Source organism: Bradyrhizobium sp. IC4060 (assembly GCF_020193715.1).
Classification (GTDB): Bacteria; Pseudomonadota; Alphaproteobacteria; order Rhizobiales; family Xanthobacteraceae; genus Bradyrhizobium; species Bradyrhizobium yuanmingense.
In genome coordinates, this window is record NZ_JADYVJ010000001.1 from 495322 (window position 1) to 521540 (window position 26219).

A 26219-nucleotide genomic window follows, 5' to 3' on the forward strand; every position below is an offset into this window, starting at 1 on the left:
GCGCCAGTCATTATAGCGCCATGTCGAGATGGCCGTTATAGACGACGCGGTGCTCGCCCTCGGCCGGAATCACGGTGCCGAGCTGCGCCACGGTCTCGCCGGCGTCGGTGAAGACTTCGACGACCTTGTCGACCTTGTCGGGCTCGACGATCGCGATCATGCCGATGCCGCAATTGAAGGTGCGCAGCATTTCCAGCTCGGCGATGCCGGCTTGGGCCGCCAGCCATTTGAACACCGGCAGCACCGGCAGGCGTGCCAGGTCGATGCCGACACCGAGATGCTTCGGCAGCACGCGCGGGATGTTGTCGGTGAAGCCGCCGCCGGTGATGTGGGCGAGCCCCTTCACCGCCCCGGTCTCGCGGATCGCGCGCAGGCAGGATTTGACGTAGAGCCTGGTCGGCGTCAGCAGCGCGCCGCCGAGCGTCATCACCGGCGCGAACGGCGCCTGCGCCTCGAAGCCGAGGCCCGACTGCTCGACGATCTTGCGGACCAGCGAGAAGCCGTTGGAATGCACGCCGGACGAAGCGAGACCGATCACGGCATCGCCCGCGGCGATGTCCTTGCGCGGCAACAACGTACCGCGCTCGGCGGCGCCGACGGCAAAGCCGCCGAGATCGTAGTCGCCGTCCTTGTAGAGGCCGGGCATTTCGGCAGTCTCCCCGCCGATCAAAGCGCAGCCGGATTCGCGGCATCCCTCCGCAACGCCCGCGACGATGGCGGCCGTGGCCTCGGGGTCGAGCTTGCCGCAGGCGAAATAGTCCAGGAAAAACAGCGGCTCGGCGCCCTGGACCACGAGGTCGTTGACGCTCATGGCGACGAGGTCGATGCCGATGCCGCCATGCAGGCCGGTCTCGATCGCGATCTTGACCTTGGTACCGACACCGTCGGTCGCGGCCACGAGGACCGGATCCTTGAAGCCGGCCGCCTTGAGGTCGAACAGGCCGCCGAAGCCGCCGATCTCGGCATCGGCGCCCGGCCGCGCGGTGGCGCGCACCATCGGCTTGATCAGGTCGACCAGGCGGTTGCCCGCGTCGATATCGACGCCTGAATCGGCGTAAGTGAGGCCGTTTTTGCGGTCGGTCATGCCCGATTTCCAGTGGGTTTGCGGCTGGTTACGTTGAATTCCGGGGACGCGCAATGGCTCGCATGGCGCTCCCCGCTATACTATGTAGACATATCAACCGGTTCAGCCTGCAACGGGCCGGATTTGAGGTCAGAACCGGTGCCGGGAAGCGCTTTCGTGAGTATTCCGAATATCATTACCTTGGGCCGCATCATGCTGGTCCCGATCATCGTCTGGGCCATCGTGTCGAGCCAAATGGAGGTGGCGTTCGCCGTCTTCCTGATCGCCGGCATCAGCGATGCCGTGGACGGCTTTTTGGCCAAGCGCTTCAACATGACGAGCGAGCTCGGCGCCCTGCTCGATCCGCTCGCCGACAAGGCGCTGCTGGTCTCGATCTACATGGCGCTCGGCATCTGGGGCGCGATCCCGCGCTGGATCGTGATCCTGGTGGTCTCGCGCGACATCATGATTGTCGCCGCCGTGATCGTGTCCTGGTTGTTCGACCGGCCGGTCGAGATGAAGCCGTCGAAAGTCTCCAAGCTCAACACGGTGGCACAAGTGGCATTCGCAGCTTTGGTGCTGGCGGCGCTTGCCTTCGGCTTCAAGCCCGCGCCTTATGATATCATCCTGATGGGTCTCGTCACGGTCTTCACGCTCTCCTCCGTGTCGCTCTATCTCGTCGAGTGGCTGCGGCACATGAGCACGATCGAGGCCAAATGAGCGAGGAAGCAGCCCAGCAAAAGGCCAAGTCCCGCACCATCAAGTCGAATCTCTACAAGCGGGCCGGCGCGCCGGCATGGAGCAGAGCAAGCGTGGCAGGCCGCGTTCATCCCCGACAATTGGCGTTTGCGCTTCCGCATGCGGAGAGCCTCAGCCGGGACAACTTCCTCGAAGGCCCCGCCAATGCGGCCGGTCTAGGCCTCATCGACGGCTGGCCGGAATGGCCGAACCGGATCATGTCGCTGGCGGGCCCGGAAGGAAGCGGCAAGAGCCATCTCGCCGCGATCTGGGCCGAGGAAGCCGGCGCCCGCTCGACCACCGCCAATGCGCTGACCGCGACGGACGTGCCCGGCGCGCTCGCCACCGGCGCGCTGGTGGTCGAGGATCTCAAGGCTGGGGAATTCGACGAGCGTGCCCTGTTTCACCTGATGAACCTCGCCCGCGAGGACGGCGCCTACGTCCTGTTCACCGGCCGCGAGGCGCCGGCCGCGCTTCCGATCGAGCTTCGCGACCTGCGCTCGCGCCTGCGGGCCGTTCCAACGGTCACACTGATGCCGCCCGACGACCAGCTGTTCCGCGGCCTCATCGTCAAGTTCTGCGCCGACCGCCAGCTCAATGTGGACGAGAGCGTGGTCGGCTACCTCGCGACGCGCCTGGAACGGTCCTCGGCCGCCGCCCGGCGGGCCGTCGAGCTGCTCGACAGCGAAGCCCTGCGGCTCGGCCGTCCCGTCACCCGGGCGCTGGCCGCCGAGCTGCTCCGGGACGCCTGACAGGCTCGCAGGCCTCCCCGAAGTCCGCTTGACGCGGCGCGGGGGCGGAACATCAATGTCATCGAAACGTCATCGCTCTAACACATGCTCCCGCCGATTTTTGCGCTTGAGTCGCAATTGGGGTGAACTGGATGGACCGACTTCTGATGGACTCTGCGCAAGCTGTTGAAACCAAAGAGAAAGCCCCGGAAACCGAGAGCCTTCCGGCGATCGCGTCCAGTCCCGAGCGGTTCATCAACCGCGAGCTGTCCTGGCTGCATTTCAACCGCCGCGTCCTGGAGGAATCGGTCAACCCGAGCCACCCCGTGCTGGAGCGGGTGCGATTCCTGTCGATTTCGGCCAATAACCTCGACGAGTTCTTCATGGTTCGCGTCGCCGGCATCAAGGCCCAAGTCCGCGAGGGCATCGCCGAGCGCAGCCCCGACGGCCTGACGCCGTCCGAACAGCTCGCGCTGATCAACCGCACCGTCTCCCAGCTCGCCTCCGACCAGCAGGCGATCTGGCGCGACCTGCGCGCCACGTTGGCCGAGGTCGGCATCGTGCTGGTCGACGGCAAGGACGTCACAAAGGCGGAACGAACCTGGATCGAGGACTACTTCCTCCACAACGTGTTCCCTCTCCTGACCCCGCTGGCGATCGATCCGGCCCACCCTTTCCCGTTCATTCCGAGCCTCGGCTTCACCATCGCACTGCAGCTCACGCGCGCTGCCGACGGCAAGCAGATGAACGCGCTGATCCGCATGCCCGGCAAGATCGACCGCTTCATCCGCCTGCCGGCGGATGGCACGGTGCGCCTGATCTCGCTGGAGCAGGCCACCGCCCTGTTCATCAACCGCCTGTTCCCCGGCTACAATCTGCACGGCCAAGGCGCCTTCCGGATCATCCGCGACTCCGAGCTCGAAATCGAGGAGGAGGCCGAAGATCTCGTCCGCCTGTTCGAGACCGCGCTGAAGCGCCGCCGCCGCGGATCGGTGATCCGGCTCGAGATCGACGCCAAGATGCCGGAGCAGCTGCGCAGCTTCGTGCAGCACGCGCTCTCCGCCGCCGACGACGAGATCTTCCTGGTCGACGGCGTGCAGGCGATGAACGAGCTCTCGCAGCTCACCCGCCTCGACCGGCCCGACCTCGAATTCACCCCTTACGTGCCGCGCCACCCCGAACGCGTGCGCGAGCATGGCGGCGACATCTTCGCCGCGATCCGGCAGAAGGACCTGATCGTCCACCATCCCTACGAGTCGTTCGACGTGGTGGTGCAATTCCTGCAGCAGGCCACGCGCGACCCCGACGTCGTTGCGATCAAGCAGACGCTCTACCGCACCTCCAACAATTCACCGATCGTGCGCGCGCTGGCCGAAGCGGCCGAAGCCGGCAAATCAGTCACCGCGCTGATCGAGCTGAAAGCGCGGTTCGACGAAGAAGCCAACATCCGCTGGGCACGCGATCTCGAACGCGCCGGCGTGCAGGTCGTCTACGGCTTCCTCGAATTGAAGACGCACGCGAAGCTCTCGATGGTGGTGCGCCGCGAGGGCGGCAGCCTGACGACCTACGTCCATACCGGCACCGGCAATTATCACCCGGTCACCGCGCGCATCTACACCGATCTCTCCTACTTCACCTCGGACCCGACGATCGGCCGCGATGCCGCGCGCGTGTTCAATTTCATCACCGGCTATGCCGCGCCGAGCGATCTGGAAAAGATGGCGGTGTCGCCGCTGACCTTGCGCAAGCGCATCATCGAGCACATCCAGGGCGAGACCGCACATGCGCGGCATGGCCGTCCCGGCGCGGTCTGGATGAAGATGAACGCGCTGGTCGATCCTGATATCATCGACGCGCTCTACGAGGCCTCGCAGGCCGGTGTCCAGGTCGAGCTCGTGGTGCGCGGCATCTGCTGCCTCAGGCCCGGCATTCCCGGTCTGTCGGAGAACATCCGCGTCAAGTCGATCATCGGCCGCTTCCTGGAACATGGCCGAATCTACTGCTTCGGCATGGGCCAGGGACTGCCGAGCGCGAAAGCGGCTGTGTATATCTCGTCCGCCGACATGATGCCGCGCAACCTCGACCGCCGCGTCGAGGTGCTGTGTCCGCTGCAAAATCCGACGGTGCATCAGCAGGTTCTCGAACAGATCATGGTCGCGAACCTGAAGGACAATGAGCAGAGCTGGCAGTTGTTGCCGGATGGGTCTTCAACGCGTATGAAGACCGCGAAGGGCGAGGAGCCTTTCAACGTCCACAACTACTTCATGACGAATCCGAGTCTGTCTGGCCGTGGAAAGTCGCTCAAGGAATCCTCGCCGCGTCGTCTCACGCGCCGGAACGAACGTCATCAATCCTGATCGGGGATTTGCGACGTGAAGCGGCCGCGCAAGCGCGGCTCGAGCGTCGCGGTTATCGACATAGGCTCCAACTCGGTCCGCCTCGTCGTCTACGAGGCGCTGGCGCGCAGCCTGATTCCGATCTTCAACGAGAAGACGCTGTGCGGCCTCGGGCGCGAGGTGCAGAGCACGGGCCTGCTCGCGCCCGACGCCATCGACAAGGCGCTGACCTCGCTGAAACGGTTTCGCGCGCTGTGCCGGGTGATGAAGGTCGGACGCGTGTTCGCGATCGCGACCGCCGCATGCCGCGACGCCTCCAACGGCCCCGATTTCATCGCCAGGGCCGAGCGGATCTGCGCGGTGAAGATCGAGATCCTGTCGGGCTCGCGCGAAGCACGACTGTCCGCGCTCGGCGTGATCTCCGGCATCCACCATCCAGACGGCATCGTCGGCGACCTCGGCGGCGGCTCGCTCGAGCTGATCGACGTGCGCAGGAACGCCGTACGCAGCGGCGTGACGTTGCCGCTCGGCGGCCTCGCACTGCAGGACCTCGCCCACAAATCGCTCAAGCGCGCCGACCGCATCGTGCGCGAGGAGATCGACGGGGTCCAGTTACTCACTGCCGGCCGCGGTCGCACCTTCTATGCCGTCGGCGGCACCTGGCGCGCGCTCGCGCGCATCCACATCATCCAGAGCGGCTATCCGCTCCAGGTGATGCACGGCTATTCCATTCCGGCTGCCGAGGCGCTCGACTTCTCGCGCCGCCTGCGGCGCCTCGCCGCCGCCGACATGCTTGCCGACATCGAGATCGTCGCCGATGCGCGGCGCCCTCTCCTCACCTATGCGGCGCTGGTGCTCGAGCACATCATCCGCGTCGCGAAGCCAAAGAACATCGTGTTCTCCACCTTCGGCGTGCGCGAGGGCCTGCTGCACGAGAAGCTGCCCGAGACCGAACGCAACAAGGACGGGCTGATCTGCGCGGCGGAGGAGCTGAACCAGCTGCTGTCGCGTTCGGCCAGGCACGCGCGCGAGCTGATTGCCTGGACCGACCGCTTGGTGCGCGTCGTCAAGCTGCGCGAGACGGAAGTGGACCGCCGCCTCCGCCACACCGCGTGCCTGCTCTCCGACATCGGCTGGCGCGTGCATCCCGATCATCGCGGCGAGCAGACGCTCAGCCTCGTCGTCAACGGCAATTTCGGCGCGATCACCCACACCGAACGCGCCTTCGTCGGCCTGTCGGTGTTCTATCGCTATGCCGGCCTCAGCGAGGAAAACCAGCCGCCGGTCACCATGCAGGAGCTGCTGACGCCGGCCCAGCTCGAACGCGCGCGCCTCCTGGGCGCCGCGTTCCGCGTCGCGCATCTGATCTCGGCCGCACGTCCCGGCGTCCTGCCAGCCACGCATTTCCGCAGCCAGGGCCGCAAATTGATGCTGGTGTTCGAGCACCGGCTCGGCGACCTCGTCGCCGACCGCGTCGGCAGCCGCTTCCGTCAGCTCGCCCGCCTGGTTGGCCGCGCCGGTTCAATCGTCAGGCGCTGACCTCTCAGGGCCTCATCTTCCCGGGCCGTCTCTTGAGCCACATCATCGCGCCGCTGACGAAGAGGACTAGCGGTGCGAAGCCGGCCGCGAACACCAGCAGGCGTCCTGCGAATCCGAACGTCGCGCCATTGTGGAGCCAGAGCTGCTCGGCCAGATAGCGGTCCCCCATCGACATGGTGCCCGGCGTGCGGTCGTGCACCACAGCGCCGCTCCACGGATCGAGCCAGATCGCTCCACGCGACCGCACCGCGGGATCAGCTCTATCAGGACGAAATTGCACCCGCCAGGTGGTGCGCGTTGCGGTCGGCGGATTGAGCATGGCGACCGTCGCACCGGGCTTGACCTCTTGCGCGCGTCGCATGATCGCGTCAGGTGAGAGTACCGGCGTCCCTGCCGGAGGCGGCATTTCGACTCGCGGCGAGCGATCAGGCGTCGGCTGCGACACGAGGCCGACGATGGGCCGCACCAGGTCGGGAAAAACGATCCCGACGCCGGTGATCGAGATCAACAAGAGCACGGACAGCGCCCAAAAGCCTGCCGCACCGTGAAGGTCCAGAACAAATCGAAGCAGCGAGACGTTCTTGCGCACCGAGATCGATCGCCAAAATCGCCCCGGCTTCGGCCACCAAAGGAAGAGACCCGAGACCGCCAAGCCGAGCAGCACGAACCCGGCCACGCCGACCAGTTCCTTGCCCCAGAACTCGTAGAGCAGCAGCGTGAAATGGAGACGGTAAACCTTGAGCGCGAACGCGTTGGCGTAGTCACGCCGCCCGAGCACCTTGCCGTTGGAAGGATCGACCATGGTCGTCCACCGGTTCGGGTAGCTGCCTGGCGCGGTCTCGTGCGAATGGATCACGATCCAGACCGGCCAGGTCCGGTCTGGCGCCAGGATCGTCGCGATCGGCGCGGGATCCGCTGCTGCGGCGGCGTGCATCACCTCCGCTAACGTGACGCTCTGCTCCGGACCGGCGGGCGCATAGAGCGCCGGATTCAGGGCGACATCGATCTCCCGGTAGAAGACGATGAAGCTTCCAGTCAGGCCGATCAGCACCACGACGATGCCGCCGATCAATCCGAACCAACGGTGCGCCCACAGCAGCGCGTGCTGCACGCGTCCGGGCATCATCCTGGATCGGGCGGGCGCCGAGCCGCCTCGACGTGGTGCCCTGATTGTTTGGTCCATTCAGAGCACCCGTCGTCTGCGCCCGATCCAGCTCCGCAGCCGGCCCGAGGAGGCCAAAGCTCAGAAGTCGGTCGACATCGACAAGAGCAGGGTTCGGGGCGAGCCTTGCGCTAGCGCAGAGAAGCTCGCGACGCCAGCCCAGTAGTTGGTGTCGAACACATTCTGGACCAGGGCCCGAACCGTCACTGGCCGGTTGTTGATGCGCGTGGTGTAGCGCGCGCCCAGATCGAGCCTCGTCCAGGCCGGAACAACCTGCGTGTTTGCCCCATTCAGATATTGGTGCCCGGTATAGATGGTGTTGGCGACCAATGTCAGCCCTGGTGCGAACGGGGTGTCCCATTCGGCGGACAGATTGGCCTGCACCTCGGGCACTCCGATCGGCGTCTTGCCGAAATTGGCCAGCGTGCTCGTCTTCGTCAGCTCCGCATCGATCAATGTCACGCCGCCAAGAACGCGAATGCCCGGTTGCACTTCTCCGAACACCGTGAATTCCACGCCGCGATTGCGCTGCTCCTGATCAGCCCGGAAGACGTTGCCGGCACCCAGCTGTCCCGACGGCTTGGTGATCTCGAACAGGCTGATCGTGGTCGCGAGCGTGCCGAAATCGACCTTGATGCCTGCTTCCTTCTGCTTGCTCAGATACGGCGCAAGGACCTCGCCCTGATTTGCGGCCGTCGTCGGCGCGGTGTCGCCCTTGCTGAGCCCTTCGATATAGTTGGCGTAGAGCGAAACGTTGCTCCAGGGCTTGACGACCACGCCGACCATCGGTGTGAACGCCGTCTGGTCATAGGCCGAGCTCACGGCGCCCGTGGTGGTGTTGTAGTTGTTCGACCTAACGCCCTGCTGCCTGACGCCGACCGTCAGCTGAAGCCGCTCCTGGAGAACCGACATGGTGTCCGCCAGCGCAATGCCGGTCAGCTCGGTGTCCGACAGCCGCGGCACGGTCGCGGGAGCCGCAACGAACTGCTGGGGACGGGCGATCGGCGCATAGATGTTGGACGACACTGCCGTGCCGTTCACCGAGCCCCGCGAGATCTCATCCCCGTAGTAGCTCCCCTGCAAGCTCACGGCATGACTGATCGCGCCAGTCTCGATCCGGGCCCGCACGCCGACGTCGGCCACGTTCCTGTCGATGTCGAACTTGAACCGTCCCGGGGTCGACGTGGTGTTGCCGGCCGCATTCAGGATCGTTGGCGTCCCGAACAGACGGTCGACCTGGGTCCTGCCGCCTCCGACATCTGCAAACACCGTCACGGCGTCAGTCACATCGTATTCGGCGCGCGCCAGAAGCGAATTGTCGTGAACCTTGGCGAATTCCCAGGCCTGGGTGACATTGCGCCGTCCGACCGGCGCGGTCGGAACGGCCACGCCGGTTGCGACCAGGAACGGTCTCGTCGGCGCGTCGAACTTTTCCTCCTGCTCGATGAAATCGAGCGAGGCCCTGAACTTCTCGCCGCGATAGTCGAAGGCTGCAGAGCCGACATGCGCCTCCCGCGTCTGGTTGTCCAACGGCGTATCGCCGTTGTGATAGCTGCCATTGACGCGAATACCGAATTCGCGATTTTCACCGAACCGCCGGCTCACGTCGAGATGTGTGCCGAGCTGGGTGTTCGACGCGTAGTCGGTCGTGACGCGCGTGAGATCGATGTCCCCGGCACGCTTCGGAACGATGTTGATGGTGCCGCCGACACTGCTGTTCGGCGCCATCCCGTAGAGCAGCGCGGTCGGGCCTTTGACGATCTCGATGCGCTCGACGTAATCGGTGAACACGCGGTAGTTCGGTGCAACGCCATAGACGCCGTGGAAGGCGATTTCCCCGACATTGCCTTCCCCGATCGGAAAGCCGCGGATGAAGAAGGAATCGAGAATGCCGCCGGTCTGGCCGGTGAAACGGACCGAGGGATCGTTGCTGACGACGTCGGCGACGGTGACGGCCTGTTGATCTTCGATCTTCTTCGCCGTGTAGCTTGTGATGTTGAAGGGCGTATCCATGAAATCCTTGTTGCCGAGCAAACCGACCTGGCCTCCACGTGCCACCTGCCCGCCTGCGTAAGTCCGCGGCAGTGCACCGGGCCTCGCAGCCGTCGGGGTCGCTTCCGCCTGCAACTTAGCCTGCTCGTTCGCGGGCGCGCCGCGGACCGCCCTCCTGACTGGATTGGCTCGTGGACGCGCGCGCGGCTTCGGCGCGTCTGCGGTGACGGTCACCGCCGGCAACGTGCCTCCCCCCGCGGCCTGGGGCGCAGCGCTCTGCGCGCTGCTGCCGTGCAGGACGCCGTCGCTGCACAAGGCAATGGAGACCAGGGAAACCGTGAAGGCTCTCGGGCTGGCGCACGTCAGAAGCGTCTTGATGCGAGCGGCAAGAACGGCAACAGGACGAGAAAACACTTTCGACGACATCGCACCTTCCGATTTCATGAACATGAACGTCGGGGCGAGGTGCCGTGGGAACCCTCGTCGAGTCAACGAAAGCACCCATGAATCTCAGTAGTTTATAATAAGACAAGGTCTAAATCGCGTGAGGGTTGCGAACGACCACTCTCCACGCAACGCCCGCGCGCACGCGCGCGCGACGCGAGCTCTCGCGAAGCGTGATGCGCGCCGGTCATACGAATGCAATGATGGGAGGATTCGGACGAACCCCTGGCCGGTGATCGCTCGCGTCCTGCCAACGCGGGAAGCGCCCCAGTGATGTGGACGCCTCTCGTCGCTGGAGGGGCGGCCGCACCGATCAGCGCTTCAACGTCACTCCGCGGAGGCCTTGGCGTGCCGTTCGGAGGATTCGAGGGCGGCCGCGGTGAGACTGCGCCGGCGCCAGATGGTGCCGACCACCAGCACGACGACGACTCCGATCACGGCACAGAAATACTCGCCGCCGGCCCCGCCATGGCCGAATTGCGGCGGGATGCGCGAGACCCCGAGCATGGCGTCGAGCGAGGCGCCGAACGGCCCCTCGAACAGCGCGTGCAGCCGCGGCGTGACCCCGGGATCGGTCGCCATCACCTCGCCCGCGATCCAGCCGAGCAGCGCCGCACCGGCCCAGACCAGCACCGGGAGCTTTGTGAGCAGTGCCATGATGAGCGCGGCGCCGGCGACGATCAGCGGCACGCTGATGGTAAGGCCGAGGATCAGCAGCGGCACGCTGCCATTGGCCGCGGCAGCGACAGCAATGACGTTATCGAGACTCATGACGATGTCGGCCACCACGACGATCTGGATGGCGTGCCACAGATGCGCGGCAGCGTCGACGTCGTTCTCGTCCTCGTTCTCCGGCACCAGGAGCTTTGCCGCGATCACGATCAGCGCAAAGCCGCCGACCAGCTTGAGGTACGGCAGCTCCATCAGGGTGGCGACGATGCCGGTGAAGATGATCCGGAGCATCACCGCTGCGCCGGCGCCGAAGATCATGCCCCAGAGCCGATGCCGCGGCGACAGACCGCGGCACGCGAGCGCAATCACCAGCGCGTTGTCGCCGGAGAGCAGGATGTTGATCCAGATGATCTTGCCGACCGCGATCCAGAAAGTCGGTGCGGCCATCTCGTTGCGGAACTGGGTAAAGAAGCTCCCGATCGTAGCGGGATCGAAGATCTGCCAGAGCCAGTCCACAATGAGTCCCTTCGCCGGTCGCCTCTAGTCTGCCGACTGGATCAGCCGACGATCTCGTTACCCGAGAAGAACTGCGCGATCTCGATCGCGGCGGTCTCCGGCGCATCCGAACCGTGCACCGAGTTCTCGCCGATCGACTTGGCGTAGAGCTTGCGCACGGTGCCCTCGGCAGCCTTGGACGGATCGGTCGCGCCCATCACCTCGCGGTACTTGGCGATCGCGCCCTCGCCTTCCAGGACCTGAACCACGACCGGGCCGGAGGTCATGAATTCGACGAGCTCGCCGAAGAAGGGGCGCGCCTTGTGGACGGCATAGAAAGTCTCGGCCTGCTCCTTGGTCATGCGGATGCGCTTCTGCGCGACGATGCGCAGGCCCGCCTTCTCGATCACGGCGTTGACTGCGCCGGTCAGATTACGCTCGGTCGCGTCGGGCTTGATGATCGAGAAAGTGCGTTCGATGGCCATGATCTTGTCCTTGGGGAGAAAGCGGGGGTTCGGGGTTGCGGGGCTTATATCGGCGCCTTTGCCGGACGGCAAGCGACCGCGGAACAGCCTCACAGGCGGTTTCCGCGAGGGGATGGCTCCCGATCCGCTGGATGACGACAATTTCACCCAGATGAACCCAATCTGAAACCGCCGTCAGGATCCGGTTCAGCTTCCCCGGCGTAAGGTTGGGCCCATCGAAACCGAAGCCTGACCTCAGGCGGACCGTTTCGGCGGCCTTTCCATCGGCGCGATAGCCCCGCGCTGGCAGTCTTCAGGAGATAACCATGTTGAGGAAACTTTCGCTTGCCGCTGTCGCCGCGGTCGCGCTGGGAGCTGCGCTGGCGCCGACCTCTGCCTCCGCTCATTGGCAAGGCGGCGGGCATGGCGGTGGCCGGCACCACGGGCACGCGCACCATCACCACGGCCATCACCACGGCCATGGCTGGGGCGGACCGCGCTTCTACGCCGGCGGTCCCGTCTCCTACGGTTATGGCGGCTGCTATGTGCGCCGGCTGGTCCCGACCCCCTGGGGACCCCGCTGGCGGCTGATCAACCGCTGCTACTGAATCCGTCAGCACCTTCCGAAGGCTACCTAAGCCCCCCAGGTACCTTCCAAGAGAAGCCCCGGCGCCCCCTCGCCGGGGCTTTGCCTTGAGCGTACAAAGCGCCGCTCATACAATTTTTACGAGAATACCCGGCTTTCCCCAAAGCCAGCGAAACCATTTCGCCGGCAATGACTTGGTACCGTGTCTTTACTTCGAGAACACGGAACCTTGCGATGGCTGGGCTTTTTGCCAATGACAGCGAACAGATCGACCGGCGCACCAGCCGCTCGATTTGCGATGCCGTGGGCGAACGGCTGCAGCAGAGCCTCCGGCCCGAGCCGCGCCTTCCGACCCATCTCGAGCAGCTCCTGAACGAGCTGCGGCGGCGCGAGCGCGAGACGCACTAACGCAAAAACGAGTTGCGTTCGCCGCGCCTTGCGGTGACAAGGCCGCATGCTCGCCATCACCGACCTCTCTATCCGCCTCGCCGGACGCCTTTTGATCGACCAGAGTTCCGTGCAGATCACGCCCGGATCGCGCGTCGGCCTGGTCGGACGCAACGGCACCGGCAAGTCGACGCTGTTCAAGGTGATCCGCGGCGAACTTGCGGCGGAGCACGGCTCGGTCACCCTGCCGCCGCGCTGGCGCATCGGCAGCCTTGCGCAGGAAGCGCCGAACGGTCCCGAAAGCCTGATCTCGGTCGTGCTCAAGGCCGACCTCGAACGCGACGCGCTGCTCAATGAAGCCGAGCACGCGACCGATCCGCACCGCATCGCGGAGATCCAGACCCGCCTCGTCGACATCGACGCGCACTCGGCGCCGAGCCGCGCGGCCGCGATCCTCTCCGGCCTCGGCTTCTCCGCCGCCGATCAGCTCCGCCCCTGCGCCGAGTTCTCCGGCGGCTGGCGCATGCGCGTCGCGCTCGCCGCAACGCTGTTCGCGGCGCCCGACCTTCTGCTGCTCGACGAGCCCACCAACTATCTCGACCTCGAAGGCACGTTGTGGCTGGAGGATCACCTTGCGCATTATCCGCGCACGGTGATCGTGATCAGCCACGACCGCGACCTCCTGGAAAGCTCGGTCGACCAGATCCTGCACCTGGAGCGCGGCAAGCTCACGCTCTACAAGGGCAGCTACTCCTCGTTCGAGGAGCAGCGCGCCGCGCGCGAGCTACTCGATGCCAAGGCGGTCAAGCGCCAGGAGGCCGAGCGCGCCCGCCTGCAGTCCTTCGTCGATCGCTTCAAGGCCAAGGCCTCGAAAGCCCGGCAAGCACAGTCGCGCGTCAAGATGCTGGAGCGGCTGAAGCCGATCACGGCGCTGGTCACCGAGGACGTGCGCGAGATCAGCTTCCCGGCACCGGAGAAGATCTTGTCGCCGCCGATCATCGCCGTCGACAACGCCTCGGTCGGCTATGACCCGGCGAGCCCGGTGCTGGGCCGCGTCACCTTGCGCATCGACAACGACGACCGCATCGCGCTGCTCGGCGCCAACGGCAACGGCAAGTCGACGCTTGTAAAACTGCTCGCCGGACGGCTCGCGCCGTTCTCGGGCAAGGTGACGCGCGCGGACAAGCTGTCGATCGCCTATTTCGCGCAGCACCAGCTCGACGAGCTCAACGAGGACGCCTCCGCCTACGACCACGTCCGCAAGCTGATGGGCGATGCGCCCGAAGCCAAGGTGCGCGCCCGCGCCGGCGCGATCGGCTTCTCCGGCAAGGCGGCCGATACCAAGGCCGGCAAATTGTCAGGCGGCGAGAAGGCGCGCCTTCTCCTGGGCCTTGCGACCTTCTTCGGCCCCAACATGATCATCCTGGACGAGCCGACCAACCATCTCGACATCGACAGCCGCGGCGCGCTTGCAGAAGCGATCAATGAATTTCCCGGCGCGGTGATCATGGTCTCGCACGACCGCTACCTGATCGAGGCCTGCGCCGATCGGCTCTGGATAGTCGCCGATCGCACCGTGACCAATTACGACGGCGATCTCGACGAGTATCGCCGCCTGGTGCTGTCCACGCGCAACGCGGAAGCCCCGCGCGAGCGCAGTGCGCCGCCTGAGAAGCCGCAGCGGCCGAAAGCGGACAATCGCGGCTCGCTGAAGAAGCGCATCGCCGAAGCCGAGGCCGAGATCGCCCGCGTCAGCGAGATCATCGCCAAGATCGACACGGCGCTGGCCCTGCCCGACATTTTCACGCGCGATCCCAAGCAGGCGGCGCAGCTGTCCAAGGCGCGTGCCAATGCCGCCGACGCGCTGGCACGCGCCGAGGAGCAATGGCTCGAGGCGAGCGCGCAGTTCGACGAGGCGGCGGGCTAACGTCTCCACCGCACTCCAACCAAACGTGCAAAACAACCCCATGCACAGTACCGGCACTATGGCACCGGCGAACTAGCCTTTGAAGGAGTTGCTTTTTGCCCGCTCGGCCTTCAAGCCCGGCGGGACGCAATAGCTCAATCCGCGTATTGCCCGGCGGCCTTGATGATCGGCGCCCAGCGGTCGATCTCGCTGGTCAGCATCGCGCCCAACGCCTCCGGTGTCGCCTTGTCCTGCGGGACCGGCTCGGTGTTGATGTCGTTGAACCGGGCGATCAGCGCGGGATCCTTGAGCGCGGTCTGCAGCGCCGCCGTCAGCTTCTGAACGACCGCCGGCGGCGTGCCCTTGGGCGCATAGATGCCGTGCCAGACACCGAGCTCGAAACCCTTCAGGCCGGCCTCGTCGGCCGTCGGCAGATCGGGCAGGCTCTTCAGCCGCTCCTTGGTGGTGATCGCGTAGGCCTTGACCTGCTTGGCCGTGATCGGCCCGGTCGTGTTCGTCGCCTGGTCGCAGGTGAGATCGATCTGCTTGCCGAGCAGGTCGTTCATGATCGGGCCGTTGCCCTTGTAGGGCACCGTGGTGAGCTGCTTCTGGATCGCGGTCATGAACAGCATGCCGCACAGATGGGAGGCCGCACCCAGGCCGGCGTTGGCGTAGGTCAGCTTGTCGCCCTGCTGCTGGGCGTAGGCGACGAGCTCCTTGAGCGTGTTGGCCGGGAAATCGGGCCGCGCAATGATGGTCATCGGCGCGTTGGTCACGAGCCCGATCGGCGCAAAGGCCGTCTTGGTGTCGTAGCTGAGGTTGCGGTAGAGCGTGGCCGCGGTCGAGATGCCGACGTGATGGATCAGCAGCGTGTAGCCGTCCGGCTGGGCGCGCGCAGCGCGGGTCGTGCCGATGGTACCGCCGGCGCCGGTCGCGTTCTCGACGATGACCTGCTGTCCCAGCGATTTCGCCATGCCTGCCGCAGTCAGGCGCGCGATGGTGTCGGTCGGCCCGCCCGCGGCGAATGGAACCAGCATGGTGATGGGCCGGGTCGGATAGTCCTGGGCGAACGCCGCGCCAGACGACACGAGCAGAGCCGATACGAGGGCTATGAACCGCATTAGTTTCCTCCGGATTGTTGTTTGCGCCATCAAAGCGCATTCCGGGGCGGGCGGCCATCACGAAAGCGACGTCAGCAGGAGTGTTGCGATCACGATTATGGTCGGGCCACCTACGCAGACGGATATCTGAGCGACTGCGACCGGGCCCGTGGCAAGCAGCCGGCAATTGATCAGGCGGTGCGCTAATGCGCGACGAGATCCTGAGCTGTCACGCTTTTGGCTGTTCGCTGCGCATGAACTCTCCGGAAAACCGCTTCGCTCTTTTTCCGCATCATGCTTTAAGTTGTCAGTTGTGGGATCACGACAATCTGGGCCACCACTCGACATGCGATTTCAGCGGCATTTGCATCTATTGGCTGCGGCTCTACTTGCGGCGTTCGCTGCGACCATTGCGTTCGTCATCCCATCTTTCATGCAGATCGAAGAGACGATCAATATCGTCGTGATCACGCAAGGCCTGAACCTGACCATGACGACGTTCATGGTCGCAACGGCGCACGCAGTGCTGCTCGGTCTTCCCCTCTATCTTCTCATCAGCCGCAAGCGATCGCACGTCGGGATTGCGGCCTGCGCTCTCGGAGGTTTCGCCGTCGGGGCAATGCCATTCGGCGTCCTAGCATTGATTTCCATGATCGGTGGCGGCACGCCGACAACGATCAATTGGTTCAACGGCGCACCACCCCCGTTTGGTTGGATCGAGTACGTCAGCACCTTAGGACTCCTGGGTTCGTTGGGCCTTGTTGGCGGCCTCACCTTTTGGGCCGCCATACGAATATCCGGGTCTGATGAACGATCATGGCGTGTCGTTTCTGCAGCCGTCCTTCTGACATGCGGCGTCTTCGTCCTGCCGGTCGTCGTAAGAGACAAAAGCTGCCACAATCTCTTCCGGGACAGCCGCACGCCCGTCCGACTACAAGTCCATGCAAATCTAAGGGTGCCGCCCGAAGAATGGAAAAAACTCGAGCAAACCTTCGCCGACTTCGGTCAAGCGCAAGCGCTATCAATTCGGCGCGACGTACACAGCCAGGATGGAAACGTCATATGGCGGAGCGTAAGCCTGTGCAACGATGCCGGAATCAGCATCAGCGTGGACGACGAGCCGTGGCTCGCTCGTATCCATCCTACTGTGCGGATGAAGGCATGACCCTCAGCATCTATTCTCTAAGGTCGGGTTGGGACTGGAAGCCGCTCACCCGCCATCTGCTCGGCGAGCTCGAGAAAATTTGGCCCGAGAAAACTACATTCAGGGGACTGAGCGGTCAGATCCTGTTGTTCGAAGATGCAATGAAGGGACGGCCGTAGCCGTTACCTTACGTCTGCTTCCTCTTCGGACTTGGCTGCCCTCGGCATCGGCTGCTGGTCCGGATTGCCTTCGATGGAGGACATGCGACCTGCACGCGGCCTCGCCATCGCCCACCTCACGTCTGCGCCTCGGCATCGCTCTCGAGCTTGTTACGGAGTGCCGCGACGATGCGATGAACCGTTTGCAGATCCTTGACCGCAAGCCCTTCGGAAAGGCTGTTGACCCACGGCATCTGCAAAGCCATGGCCGCGTCGAAAGCGCGCCGCCCCTTGTCGGTGAGGACGACGAGCTGTGCGCGGCGGTGATGCGGATTGGCCTCGAAGGCAACGAGGCCTTCCGCATGGAGGTCGTTGACGATCCGCTGCACGTTCTGGCGATTGCCGCCGAGATCGCGGGCGAGCCAGGCTACCGGCTGCGGTCGCTCTGCCTGCACGATGGCGCCGAGAATCTGCCAGCGGGCGCTGGTGAGCCCGAGCGGGGCCACCAAACGGTCCCCTGCGGTCAGGAGCAGGCTGTTCAGCCGGAACAAGTCAAGCATGAGGTTCGTCAGGGCATCGCCGGCCGGCGTCCGTTGGGATTTCCGCATCCGTCACCATAGGCAGTTATTGACATCATGATGTCAAATTACTAGGTTGGCCATAGTACCATACTGACATCATAAAACCATCTCGACGGAGTTCGTCATGGCACGCTTACGCCCACTGGACCCTGACTTTCCCATCGAGCGTCAGCTCGGCATCGACACCGGCCCTTTGGTGCTGGTGAATCTGTTCACGCTCGACAAGGCCGACGAACAAAGCTTTCTCCAGGTCTGGCAGGACGATGCCGCCTTCATGAAGCGGCAGCCCGGCTTCATCTCCACCCAGCTTCATCGGGCGATCGGCGAAAGCCCCACGTATCTGAACTACGCAGTTTGGCAGACGAATGCCGACTTCCGGGCTGCGTTCACGCACCCCGAGTTCAGGTCGAAGATCTCGGCTTACCCTGCATCCGCGGTCGCCTCCCCGCACCTGTTCCAGAAAGTCGCGGTGCCCGGCATCTGCGTCGCGTAGCTCGCTTCGAAAACGGCAGACCCATGACCAAGATCATCCACCCAGTCGCGGGAGCGGTCGCACTGATCACCATTGCGACTTTCTGGCTTTCCACGGCTCTCACCGAGCTGTTTGCGTCACACGAGACCATAGCCATGGTGAAGACCGCCATACCGTGGGGCTTCCTGCTGCTCATTCCGATGCTTGCGGCGACGGGAGGCTCGGGATTCGTCCTGGCAAAGCAGCGGCGCGCCGGCCTGATCGGTGCGAAGATCAAACGCATGCCGTTCATTGCCGGCAACGGCATCCTGATTCTGATTCCCGCCGCGTTGTTTCTTGCCTCCAAGGCGAAGGCCGCGGAGTTCGACACCACGTTCTACGCCGTGCAGGCTCTCGAGCTGGCCGCCGGAGCAGCGAACATCGTTCTGCTCGGTCTCAACATGCGTGACGGCCTCAAGATGAAGGGCCGTTTCCGCGTTCGCGAGCCTGATCGCTTGAGCACCAAGCCGATCCTCTGAGTGCGAAGATTCTTTCACTGCTGCGGAAGTGATCCCCGCCTATGCCTGCTTCTTCTTCCCCTTGGCCGCCCTCGGCACCGGCTGCGGGTCCGGATTGCCTTCGATCGAGGACAGACGTCCGGCGGTGAACGTGTAGATGCCGGCGCGCGGACCAGTGGTCCAAGTGACGACGGCGACGCGGCGGCCGCCAGCGTCGTTGGACAGGTTGACGGTCGAGGGCGCGCCGATGCCGCGCACCACGTCGCATTCGGTGTGGCCGAGCGCGACCGTGCCGCCGATCGGCGCGGGCGTCGTCGAGGCATTGGCATCGGCCGGTCCGGGCGGCGGCGCCATGCCGGGACAGGCGCCGTCGGCGCTGACGAGATCCTCAGCCCGCACCGGCTTGTCGGGGGTCAGCGGCGGCGATTCGATCGAGATGTTCTTGATGAAGAGGCGGCCGGGTTTCTGGAACCATTCGGCATCCTTCGACAGCAAATCGGCCCCGCCCGCGCAGCCCGCGACCAGCGGTGCTACGGCAGCCAACGCAATCAAGAGCGAGCCGGGAAGCTTTTGATGTCGCACGATAAACGAATTCCCCACGTGAAGGACCAGCCCTAAGCGATTGTCCCAACATCCCTTTGCGGCATGAAGGTGGCCGAAGCCAGCATCGCCCGAAAAGTGCAAATTATCATTAATTGCGGCTAATTGCGCTTCTGCCACCGGCCGCGGTCGTCGGCCTGCCAATAGGTGACATCAAATCCCCGCGCCTTGCAATCCGTCCAGGCGGTGCGGGCGAGCGCAAGCGCGTCGGGATCGTCGCCGTTGAACAGCAGCACCATGCGCTCATAGCCCTGCGCGTCCTCCGGCAGCGCGGCGTTGTCGACCAGGAAGCGGACATTGGCCCCATTGGGATTGCCGCCCTCGATCGCCAGCACGATCGGCTGGTCGGCCACATCGTTCACCCGCCATGTCGCGTGCGGCAGGAATGAATCGTCGCGATAGGTCCACAAGTGCGAGTCGAGCGCATCGGCGCGCTCCTCCGAGGTCGACTGCACCACGACGCGCCAGCCGCGCTCGAGCGATTTCTCGAGAAGCGGCGGCAACACATTCTCCACCGTCATGTTTTGCAGATGGTAAAACAGCACTTCAGTCATGTCGGGTCATTTGCGCTCGTAATGGTCGGCGACCAGGCGGTCCAGCAGGCGAACGCCGTAGCCGCTGCCCCAGCTCTGGTTGATGTCGGTCTTCGGCGCGCCCATGGCGGTGCCGGCGATGTCGAGATGGGCCCAGGGCACGCCGTCGACGAAGCGCTGCAAGAACTGCGCGGCGGTGATCGAGCCGCCATGGCGGCCGCCGGTGTTCTTCATGTCGGCGAACTGGGAATCGATCAGCTTGTCGTATTCCGGGCCGAGCGGCATGCGCCAGACCTTCTCCCCGCTCTCGATGCCTGCCGTGAGCAGCCGGTCGGCCAGTTCGTCGTTGTTGGAGAACATGCCGGCATGCTCGGTGCCGAGCGCCACCATGATGGCGCCGGTCAGCGTCGCAAGGTCCACCATGAATTTCGGCTTCACCTTCTTGGCGACGTACCAAAGCACGTCGGCGAGCACGAGGCGGCCCTCGGCGTCGGTGTTGATGATCTCGATGGTCTGGCCGGACATCGAGGTGACGATGTCGCCCGGCCGCTGCGCGTTGCCGTCGGGCATGTTCTCGACGAGGCCGATGGCGCCGACCGCGTTGACCTTCGCCTTGCGCGCGGCGAGCGCATGCATCAGGCCGACGACGCAGGCCGCGCCGCCCATGTCGCCCTTCATGTCCTCCATGCTGCCGGCCGGCTTGATCGAGATGCCGCCGGTGTCGAAGCAGACGCCCTTGCCGACGAAGGCGACGGGGGCCTCGCCCTTCTTGGCGCCGTCCCAGCGCATGATCACGGTGCGGCTCGGCCGCGCCGAACCCTGGCCGACACCGAGCAGCGCGCCCATGCCGAGCTTCTGCATCGCCTTGACGTCGAGCACCTCGACCTTGACGCCGAGCTTGCGGAGCTGACCCGCTCTGCGGGCGAACTCCTCCGGGAAAAGCACGTTCGGCGGCTCGTTGACGAAGTCGCGTGCGATGATCACACCGTCGACGACATGGCCGGCCGCGGCGAACGCTTTCTTCGCCGCACCGGCATCGCCGACCGCAAGCGAGACGTCGGCGCGCGCACCGCCCTCCTCGCCGTCCTTCTTCTTGGTTTTGTAGCGATCGAACTTGTAAGCGCGTAAGCGCAGGCCCGAGGCGATCGCAACCGCCTGCTCGCTGGTCAGGGCGCCACCCGGCAGCTCCGCCAGGATGGTCATGGCGCTGGTGCCGGCGGGCAGCTTGCTGGCCGCCACACCGCCGAACTTGAGGAAATCGTTGGCCTTGAGGCCGGTCGCCTTGCCGGCGCCGATCACGATCAGCCGGGTCGCCTTCACCCCCTCCGGCGCCAGAATGTCCAGCGCAGCACCACTCTTGCCCTTGAAGGCGGCCGCAGCCGCCGCGCGCTTCACAATCTCGGCAGCGCCGCCGAGGGCCTTGACCGTCGCCGGACCGAGCTTCAGGCCGTCGTCGCAGAACACGACCAGGATGCCACGAGGGGCGGCAGACAGCGGGACAAAGCCGACCTTGATGGCATCGGACATGGATAACTCCTCCAAAAGATGGGGCTTTTCGTCGTTCGGGCGTTTCCAGCCACAACCGGAGCTGAACGGCGATTCACTGAGGCGTCCCCCACTATGGGCCACCCGCCCGGCAGATGCCAAGCTCCGCCGTGGCCCCCACGCCACAACAGCGAAATATTAACCATATGATGAGGGTGCCACGGGGCAGCCATTTTGTTGACGGATCAAAGGGATGGTAGTGAGAGGATGAACTGGCGGAAGAGCTGTTGGCCGACCTTGGGGATCCCCTGATCGGGGATTGGTTGGGCAGCCGGAATTCCGATCGGAATTGGGGCTTGGTGGGAATTCGTGCGGTAGCGCATGGGGTCGATCGATAGGTATATCTTCCGCACGACGCTGGCGTCGTTTGCGTTGGTCCTGGTCAGCCTCACCGGCGTGATCTGGATTACGCAGGCGTTGCGCGGCATCGACCTGATGACGAGCCAGGGTCAGACCATCCTCACCTTCCTCGGCATCACCAGCCTCGTGATCCCGGCCCTGGTCCTGATCATCTCGCCGATCGCGCTGATGATCGCGATCTCGCACACACTGAACAAGCTCGCGACCGATTCCGAGATCATCGTGATGAATGCCGCCGGCTTCTCGCCGATCCGGCTGTTCGTTCCGTTCTTGTATGCCACCTGCGTGGTGGCGCTGCTGGTCGCCTTCATCGCGGCCTATCTCGCCCCAGACGGGATGCGGCGCATCAAGCAGTGGGATGCCGAGATCACCGCGGACGTGCTCACCAACATCCTGCAGCCCGGCCGCTTCGCCCGGCTCGACGAGAACCTCACGATCCGGATTCGCGAACGCCAACCGGGCGGCATCCTCGCCGGCATCTTCATCGACGACCGCCGCGATCCGAACGAGCGCGTCTCGATCGTCGCCGAGCACGGCGAGGTCGTAAAGAACGAGACCGGCTCGTTCCTGGTGCTGGAAACCGGCAATCTCCAGCGCTTCGAGGCGGGCAAGCGCGATCCGGCGCTCGTGGCCTTCGGCCGCTACGGCTTCGACATGTCGAAATTCGCCAAGGGCCGCGACGTCACCCTCGGCATCCGCGAGCGCTATCTCTGGGAGCTGTTCTCGCCATCCGACAACGATCCCGTCTACAAGCAGATTCCAGGGCAGTTCCGCGCGGCCTTGCATGACAGCCTGCTCGCGCCGATGTATCCGTTCGCCTTTGCGGTGCTGACCTTTGCCTTTCTCGGAGCGCCGCGCACCACTCGCCAGAGCCGCAACTTCTCCATCGCCTCCTCGATCGTGGCGGTGTTCGGCCTGCGCATGGCCGGTTTCGCCTGCTCGGTGATGGCGGTGAAGTCGCCGGGCGCGGTGCTGGCTCAATATGCGATGGTTTTCGGCGCCATCGGCGTCGGGCTGTGGATGATCATCCGCGGTGTCGTGGTCGAGCCGCCTCCCGGCCTGATGGAGGCCATCAACCGGTCGAATGCACGGATCGCACGGCTGTTCGGACGTCCGGCCACCGCATGAGCATGCTCACCAACACACTGGGGCGCTATTTCGCCGGCCGCTTCGTGGTCGCGGCGCTCGGCGTCTTCGGCGGCATTTTCCTGCTGCTGGTGCTGGTCGACTACATCGAGATGGTGCGCAAGACCTCGGGCCTTGCATCCGCCTCCGCGCTCATGGTGGCCGAGACCTCGCTGTTCCGGGTGCCGCAGCTCCTGGAGAAGCTGACGCCGTTCTGCATGCTGATCGGCGCCATGACCTGCTATCTCGCCCTCTCCCGCCGGCTCGAGCTCGTGGTGGCGCGCGCCGCGGGCATCTCCGCCTGGCAGTTCATCGCGCCCGCGCTCGGCAGTGCGCTCCTGATCGGCGTGATCGCCACCGTCGCCTACAATCCGATGTCGGCCAATTTGCGCGAGCTGTCCAAGCGCATGGAGGCCGAGCTGTTCGGCTCCGCACCCGGCGGCGGCATCCAGGACGCCTCCGGCTTCTGGCTCAACCAGATGACCAGCGACGGGCAGACCATCATCAATGCGGCGCGCAGCGAGCAGCAGGGCATCCGGCTGACCGGGCTGACGCTGTTCCGGTTCGACCAGGACCAGCACTTCAAGGAGCGGGTCGAGGCGCGCGAGGCGACGCTGGATGCCGGCCGCTGGCTATTCAAGGGCGTCCGCCGCTTCTCGCTGGACGGACCGCCGATCGACCAGGCCACCCTGGAAATTCCGACCACGCTGACCGAGGCGCAGGTCCGCAACAGCTTTTCCACCCCCGAGACTGTGTCCTTTTGGCAACTACCGAGCTACATCCGCTCCTCCGAAAGCTCGGGCTTCGCGACAGCGGGATACCGACTCCAGTATCAGAAGCTTCTGGCACAGCCGTTTTTGCTCGCAGCCATGGTGATGCTCGCGGCCTCCGTGTCGTTGCGCTTCTTCCGGATGGGCGGCGTGCAGAAGATGGTTTTGAGTGGCGTGGGCGCAGGCTTTCTGCTCTACGTTCTGTCGAAAGTAACTGAGGACTTGAGCAAGGCTGAGTTGATGCATCCGATCGCTGCGGCGTGGTTGCCCGTTGTGGTGGGCGGCCTCACCGGCTTTTTGGCCTTGCTCTATCAGGAGGACGGATAGTGACTGCCGTCCGCCGAGGGCTCGTGTCTCGTTTGACGCGGCGCACATGGGTGCGCGCGAACGGGCGCGACTTGTCCGTCCGCAGGCTCCTGATTGCCGTCGTCGCGGCTGCCTCGCTCGGCGGCTTGATCGACGCTGCCGCCGTGGCGCCGGCGAAGGCCCAGAGCTTCACCTACAATCCGCTGCCGCCGCGTGCGAAGCCGCCAAAGGCCCCCAACGACAACCAGATGCTGGTTCAGGCCACCGAGGTGAACTACGACTACAACAACTCGCGCGTCTCCGCGGTCGGTAACGTGCAGCTGTTCTACAACGGCACCAGCGTCGAGGCCGACCGGGTCATCTACGACCAGAAGACCAAGCGGCTGCATGCCGAGGGCAACATCCGCATGACAGATGCCGACGGCAAGATCACCTATGCCGAGATCCTGGATCTCTCCGACGATTACCGCGACGGTTTCGTCGATTCGCTGCGCGTGGACACGGCGGACCAGACCCGCATGGCCGCGAGCCGCGCCGACCGCTCCAGCGGCAATTACACGGTGTTCGAGAATGGCGTCTACACGGCCTGCGCGCCGTGTAAGGACGATCCGAAGAAGCCGCCGCTGTGGCAGGTCAAGGGTGCCCGCATCATCCACGACCAGCAGGAGAAGATGCTGTACTTCGAGACGGCACAGATCGAGTTCTTCGGCGTGCCGCTCGCCTACATGCCCTATTTCTCGACGCCCGACCCGACCGTGAAGCGTAAATCCGGCTTCCTGATGCCGGGCTATATTTCGGGCACGGACAGAACGGGCTATGGCGTCGAGGTCCCCTATTACTGGGCGATCGCGCCCGACATGGACGCAACCATCACCCCGCGCTTCTTGTCGCGGCAAGGCGCGCTGCTGCAGGGCGAATTCCGCCAGCGCCTGATCGACGGCGCCTACCAGATCCGTGCCTACGGCATCTACCAGCTCGATCCCGGAGCATTCGCCGGGCTGCCCGGCGACCGCGAGTTCCGCGGCGCCATCGACACCAAGGGTCAGTTCGCCCTCAACGACAAATGGGTCTGGGGCTGGGACGGCGTGCTGATGTCCGACTACTACTTCTTCTCGGACTACCGGCTCTATCAGTACCGCGATCCGCTCGGCTCGTTCCTGTTGCTGCCGACGGAAGCGCTGTCGCAGCTCTATCTGACCGGCGTCGGCAACCGCAGCTTCTTCGATGCGCGCACGATGTACTGGCTGAGCTATTCGGGCAACCAGAGCCAGGTGCCGATCGTCTACCCGGTGATCGACTATTCCAACGTGCTCAACTATCCCGTCTTCGGCGGCGAGGTCAGCTACAAGACCAATTTCGTGAACCTGTCGCGCGACGATGCGGTGTTCGACCCGATCACGACGCTCGCCAACACCAACAGCCTGTGCACCACGGCATCGGCCGATCCGCTGGCGCGGATGCCCTCGCAGTGCCTGCTGCGCGGCTTCCCCGGCACCTACACCCGCCTCACCGCGGAAGCGCAGTGGCGCAAGTCCTTCACCGACCCGTTCGGCCAGATCTGGACGCCGTTCGCGAGCCTGCGTGCCGACGCGATCAGGTCCTCGGTCTCCAACCAGCCCGGCGTGTCGAACTACCTGCCCGTCGGCGACACCGAGGCGTTCCGCCTGATGCCGACCCTGGGCCTGGAGTACCGCTATCCCTTCATCAACGTTCAGCCCTGGGGCTCGACCACCCTCGAGCCGATCGCGCAGATCATCATCCGGCCGAACGAGACCTATGCCGGCAGGCTGCCGAACGAGGACGCCCAGAGCCTGGTGTTCGACGCCTCGAACCTGTTCAGCGTCGACAAGTTCTCCGGCTACGACCGCGTCGAGGGCGGCGGCCGCGCCAATGTCGGCGTGCAGTCCACCACGCAGTTCGACAGGGGCGGCGCCGTTAAGGTGCTGTTCGGCCAGTCCTACCACCTGTTCGGCCTGAACTCCTTCACGGTGCAGGATGCCATCAATACCGGCCTCAACTCCGGCCTCGACAAGCCGCGGTCGGATTACGTTGCGAGCGCCAACTACTCGCCGAACAGCACCTACACGTTCAGCGTCCGCTCCCGCATGGACGAGCAGACCTGGAACGTGCAGCGCTTCGAGGCGGAAGGCCGCGCCAACTTCAATCGCTGGTCGGTCAGCGTGTTGTACGGCAATTACGCAGAGCAGCCGGAGCTGGGCTATCTGACCCGCCGCGAAGGCATCCTGACGACGGGCTCGCTGAAGGTCGCGACCAACTGGGTGGTGTCGGGCTCGGCGCGCTGGGACCTCGAGACCAACAAGATCAACCAATATGTGCTCGGTGCCGGCTATGTCGACGATTGCTTCGTGCTGGCGGCGAATTACGTAACTTCGTATAGCTATTCGGCGGGCACCGCACCGCCCACGCTGAGCCACGCGTTCATGTTCCAAATCGGCCTGCGCACGCTGGCGAACTCAACGACGTCCAGCAGTTCCGCCGGCCTCCAGTAAATG

24 protein-coding genes are annotated in these 26219 nt (G+C 64.8%); 14 read left to right on the forward strand and 10 right to left on the reverse strand.

All coding sequences use genetic code 11. From position 1 onward, the window contains the following. Positions 1-10: 10 nt before the first annotated feature. On the reverse strand, positions 11-1084 hold the full coding sequence (purM, locus tag I6F16_RS02425) for a phosphoribosylformylglycinamidine cyclo-ligase (protein ID WP_036000563.1): 1074 nt from the start codon (positions 1082-1084) through the stop codon (positions 11-13). Positions 1085-1240: 156 nt separating this feature from the next. On the opposite strand from purM, the gene I6F16_RS02430 reads away from it, so the two are divergent. The 4 genes from I6F16_RS02430 (at position 1241) to ppx (ending at position 6407) form a co-directional block, all read left to right on the forward strand. Continuing rightward, entirely contained in the window at positions 1241-1783 is a 543-nt protein-coding gene (locus tag I6F16_RS02430; protein WP_025035876.1) for a CDP-alcohol phosphatidyltransferase family protein, read from the forward strand. 92 nt (positions 1784-1875) lie between these two features. After that, positions 1876-2553 (forward strand): DnaA/Hda family protein, encoded by a 678-nt coding sequence (locus tag I6F16_RS02435; protein WP_225114160.1) that lies wholly within the window; start codon positions 1876-1878, stop codon positions 2551-2553. Between the two features lie 146 nt (positions 2554-2699). Then, positions 2700-4889: an RNA degradosome polyphosphate kinase gene (locus I6F16_RS02440; RefSeq protein WP_036000566.1), complete on the forward strand. Its 2190-nt coding sequence runs from the start codon at positions 2700-2702 to the stop codon at positions 4887-4889. A 15-nt stretch (positions 4890-4904) separates the two neighbouring features. Further along, positions 4905-6407, forward strand: coding sequence for an exopolyphosphatase (gene ppx, locus I6F16_RS02445; protein WP_225114154.1), 1503 nt, complete (start codon positions 4905-4907; stop codon positions 6405-6407). Positions 6408-6411: 4 nt separating this feature from the next. Here the strand turns inward: ppx and I6F16_RS02450 are convergent, their stop codons facing one another. From I6F16_RS02450 to ndk, 4 genes are all read right to left on the reverse strand, one after another. Further along, positions 6412-7533 (reverse strand): PepSY-associated TM helix domain-containing protein, encoded by a 1122-nt coding sequence (locus I6F16_RS02450; RefSeq protein WP_225114155.1) that lies wholly within the window; start codon positions 7531-7533, stop codon positions 6412-6414. Between the two features lie 117 nt (positions 7534-7650). Further along, the gene (locus tag I6F16_RS02455; RefSeq protein ID WP_225114161.1) at positions 7651-9582 is read right to left on the reverse strand and encodes a TonB-dependent siderophore receptor; all 1932 of its coding nucleotides are present in this window, start codon (positions 9580-9582) and stop codon (positions 7651-7653) included. 750 nt (positions 9583-10332) lie between these two features. Further along, positions 10333-11193 carry a TerC family protein gene (locus I6F16_RS02460; protein ID WP_225114156.1) on the reverse strand — a complete coding sequence of 287 codons (861 nt, stop codon included), beginning with the start codon at positions 11191-11193 and terminating at the stop codon, positions 10333-10335. Between the two features lie 41 nt (positions 11194-11234). Then, complete coding sequence (gene ndk / locus I6F16_RS02465; protein ID WP_036000620.1) at positions 11235-11657, reverse strand: nucleoside-diphosphate kinase; 423 nt, start codon at positions 11655-11657, stop codon at positions 11235-11237. Between the two features lie 305 nt (positions 11658-11962). Here ndk and I6F16_RS02470 point away from each other — a divergent pair, with 305 nt between their 5' ends. From I6F16_RS02470 to I6F16_RS02480, 3 genes are all read left to right on the forward strand, one after another. Further along, complete coding sequence (locus I6F16_RS02470) at positions 11963-12244, forward strand: sulfur globule protein precursor (protein ID WP_074447892.1); 282 nt, start codon at positions 11963-11965, stop codon at positions 12242-12244. Positions 12245-12456: 212 nt separating this feature from the next. Next, positions 12457-12630 (forward strand): hypothetical protein, encoded by a 174-nt coding sequence (locus I6F16_RS02475; RefSeq protein WP_225112273.1) that lies wholly within the window; start codon positions 12457-12459, stop codon positions 12628-12630. Between the two features lie 46 nt (positions 12631-12676). Next, the gene (locus I6F16_RS02480; RefSeq protein WP_225112272.1) at positions 12677-14536 is read left to right on the forward strand and encodes an ABC-F family ATP-binding cassette domain-containing protein; all 1860 of its coding nucleotides are present in this window, start codon (positions 12677-12679) and stop codon (positions 14534-14536) included. A gap of 134 nt (positions 14537-14670) precedes the next feature. Here I6F16_RS02480 and I6F16_RS02485 read toward each other — a convergent pair whose 3' ends face one another. After that, entirely contained in the window at positions 14671-15636 is a 966-nt protein-coding gene (locus tag I6F16_RS02485) for a tripartite tricarboxylate transporter substrate-binding protein (protein ID WP_057028977.1), read from the reverse strand. A 325-nt stretch (positions 15637-15961) separates the two neighbouring features. Between I6F16_RS02485 and I6F16_RS02490 the strand changes: the two genes are divergently transcribed. Next, on the forward strand, positions 15962-16780 hold the full coding sequence (locus I6F16_RS02490; protein ID WP_225112271.1) for a hypothetical protein: 819 nt from the start codon (positions 15962-15964) through the stop codon (positions 16778-16780). Then, complete coding sequence (locus tag I6F16_RS02495) at positions 16777-16938, forward strand: hypothetical protein (RefSeq protein WP_225112270.1); 162 nt, start codon at positions 16777-16779, stop codon at positions 16936-16938. The genes I6F16_RS02490 and I6F16_RS02495 overlap by 4 nt, the downstream gene beginning before the upstream one ends. Before the next feature lie 116 nt (positions 16939-17054). On the opposite strand, the gene I6F16_RS02500 is transcribed toward I6F16_RS02495, so the two are convergent. Beyond that, positions 17055-17525 (reverse strand): MarR family winged helix-turn-helix transcriptional regulator, encoded by a 471-nt coding sequence (locus I6F16_RS02500; RefSeq protein WP_225112269.1) that lies wholly within the window; start codon positions 17523-17525, stop codon positions 17055-17057. 97 nt (positions 17526-17622) lie between these two features. Here I6F16_RS02500 and I6F16_RS02505 point away from each other — a divergent pair, with 97 nt between their 5' ends. After that, complete coding sequence (locus I6F16_RS02505; protein WP_036000602.1) at positions 17623-17991, forward strand: antibiotic biosynthesis monooxygenase family protein; 369 nt, start codon at positions 17623-17625, stop codon at positions 17989-17991. Positions 17992-18014: 23 nt separating this feature from the next. Further along, positions 18015-18488, forward strand: a complete 474-nt coding sequence (locus I6F16_RS02510; protein WP_036022723.1) for a hypothetical protein — start codon at positions 18015-18017, stop codon at positions 18486-18488. Positions 18489-18527: 39 nt separating this feature from the next. Here the strand turns inward: I6F16_RS02510 and I6F16_RS02515 are convergent, their stop codons facing one another. From I6F16_RS02515 to I6F16_RS02525, 3 genes are all read right to left on the reverse strand, one after another. Then, positions 18528-19010, reverse strand: a complete 483-nt coding sequence (locus I6F16_RS02515; protein ID WP_081494469.1) for a hypothetical protein — start codon at positions 19008-19010, stop codon at positions 18528-18530. A gap of 158 nt (positions 19011-19168) precedes the next feature. Then, a complete protein-coding gene (locus I6F16_RS02520) occupies positions 19169-19621 on the reverse strand; it encodes a DNA polymerase III subunit chi (RefSeq protein ID WP_036000609.1) in 453 nt (150 codons plus the stop codon). Positions 19622-19627: 6 nt separating this feature from the next. Next, entirely contained in the window at positions 19628-21127 is a 1500-nt protein-coding gene (locus I6F16_RS02525; protein ID WP_057028975.1) for a leucyl aminopeptidase, read from the reverse strand. Positions 21128-21466: 339 nt separating this feature from the next. Here I6F16_RS02525 and lptF point away from each other — a divergent pair, with 339 nt between their 5' ends. From lptF to I6F16_RS02540, 3 genes are read left to right on the forward strand one after another with little or no spacing between them, the layout of a single operon-like run. Continuing rightward, on the forward strand, positions 21467-22633 hold the full coding sequence (gene lptF, locus I6F16_RS02530) for an LPS export ABC transporter permease LptF (RefSeq protein ID WP_109143997.1): 1167 nt from the start codon (positions 21467-21469) through the stop codon (positions 22631-22633). Continuing rightward, the gene (gene lptG, locus I6F16_RS02535) at positions 22630-23727 is read left to right on the forward strand and encodes an LPS export ABC transporter permease LptG (protein WP_036000645.1); all 1098 of its coding nucleotides are present in this window, start codon (positions 22630-22632) and stop codon (positions 23725-23727) included. Before lptF ends, lptG begins: the two co-directional genes overlap by 4 nt. After that, positions 23727-26216 (forward strand): LPS-assembly protein LptD, encoded by a 2490-nt coding sequence (locus I6F16_RS02540; RefSeq protein WP_225112268.1) that lies wholly within the window; start codon positions 23727-23729, stop codon positions 26214-26216. Before lptG ends, I6F16_RS02540 begins: the two co-directional genes overlap by 1 nt. Positions 26217-26219 lie beyond the last annotated feature (3 nt).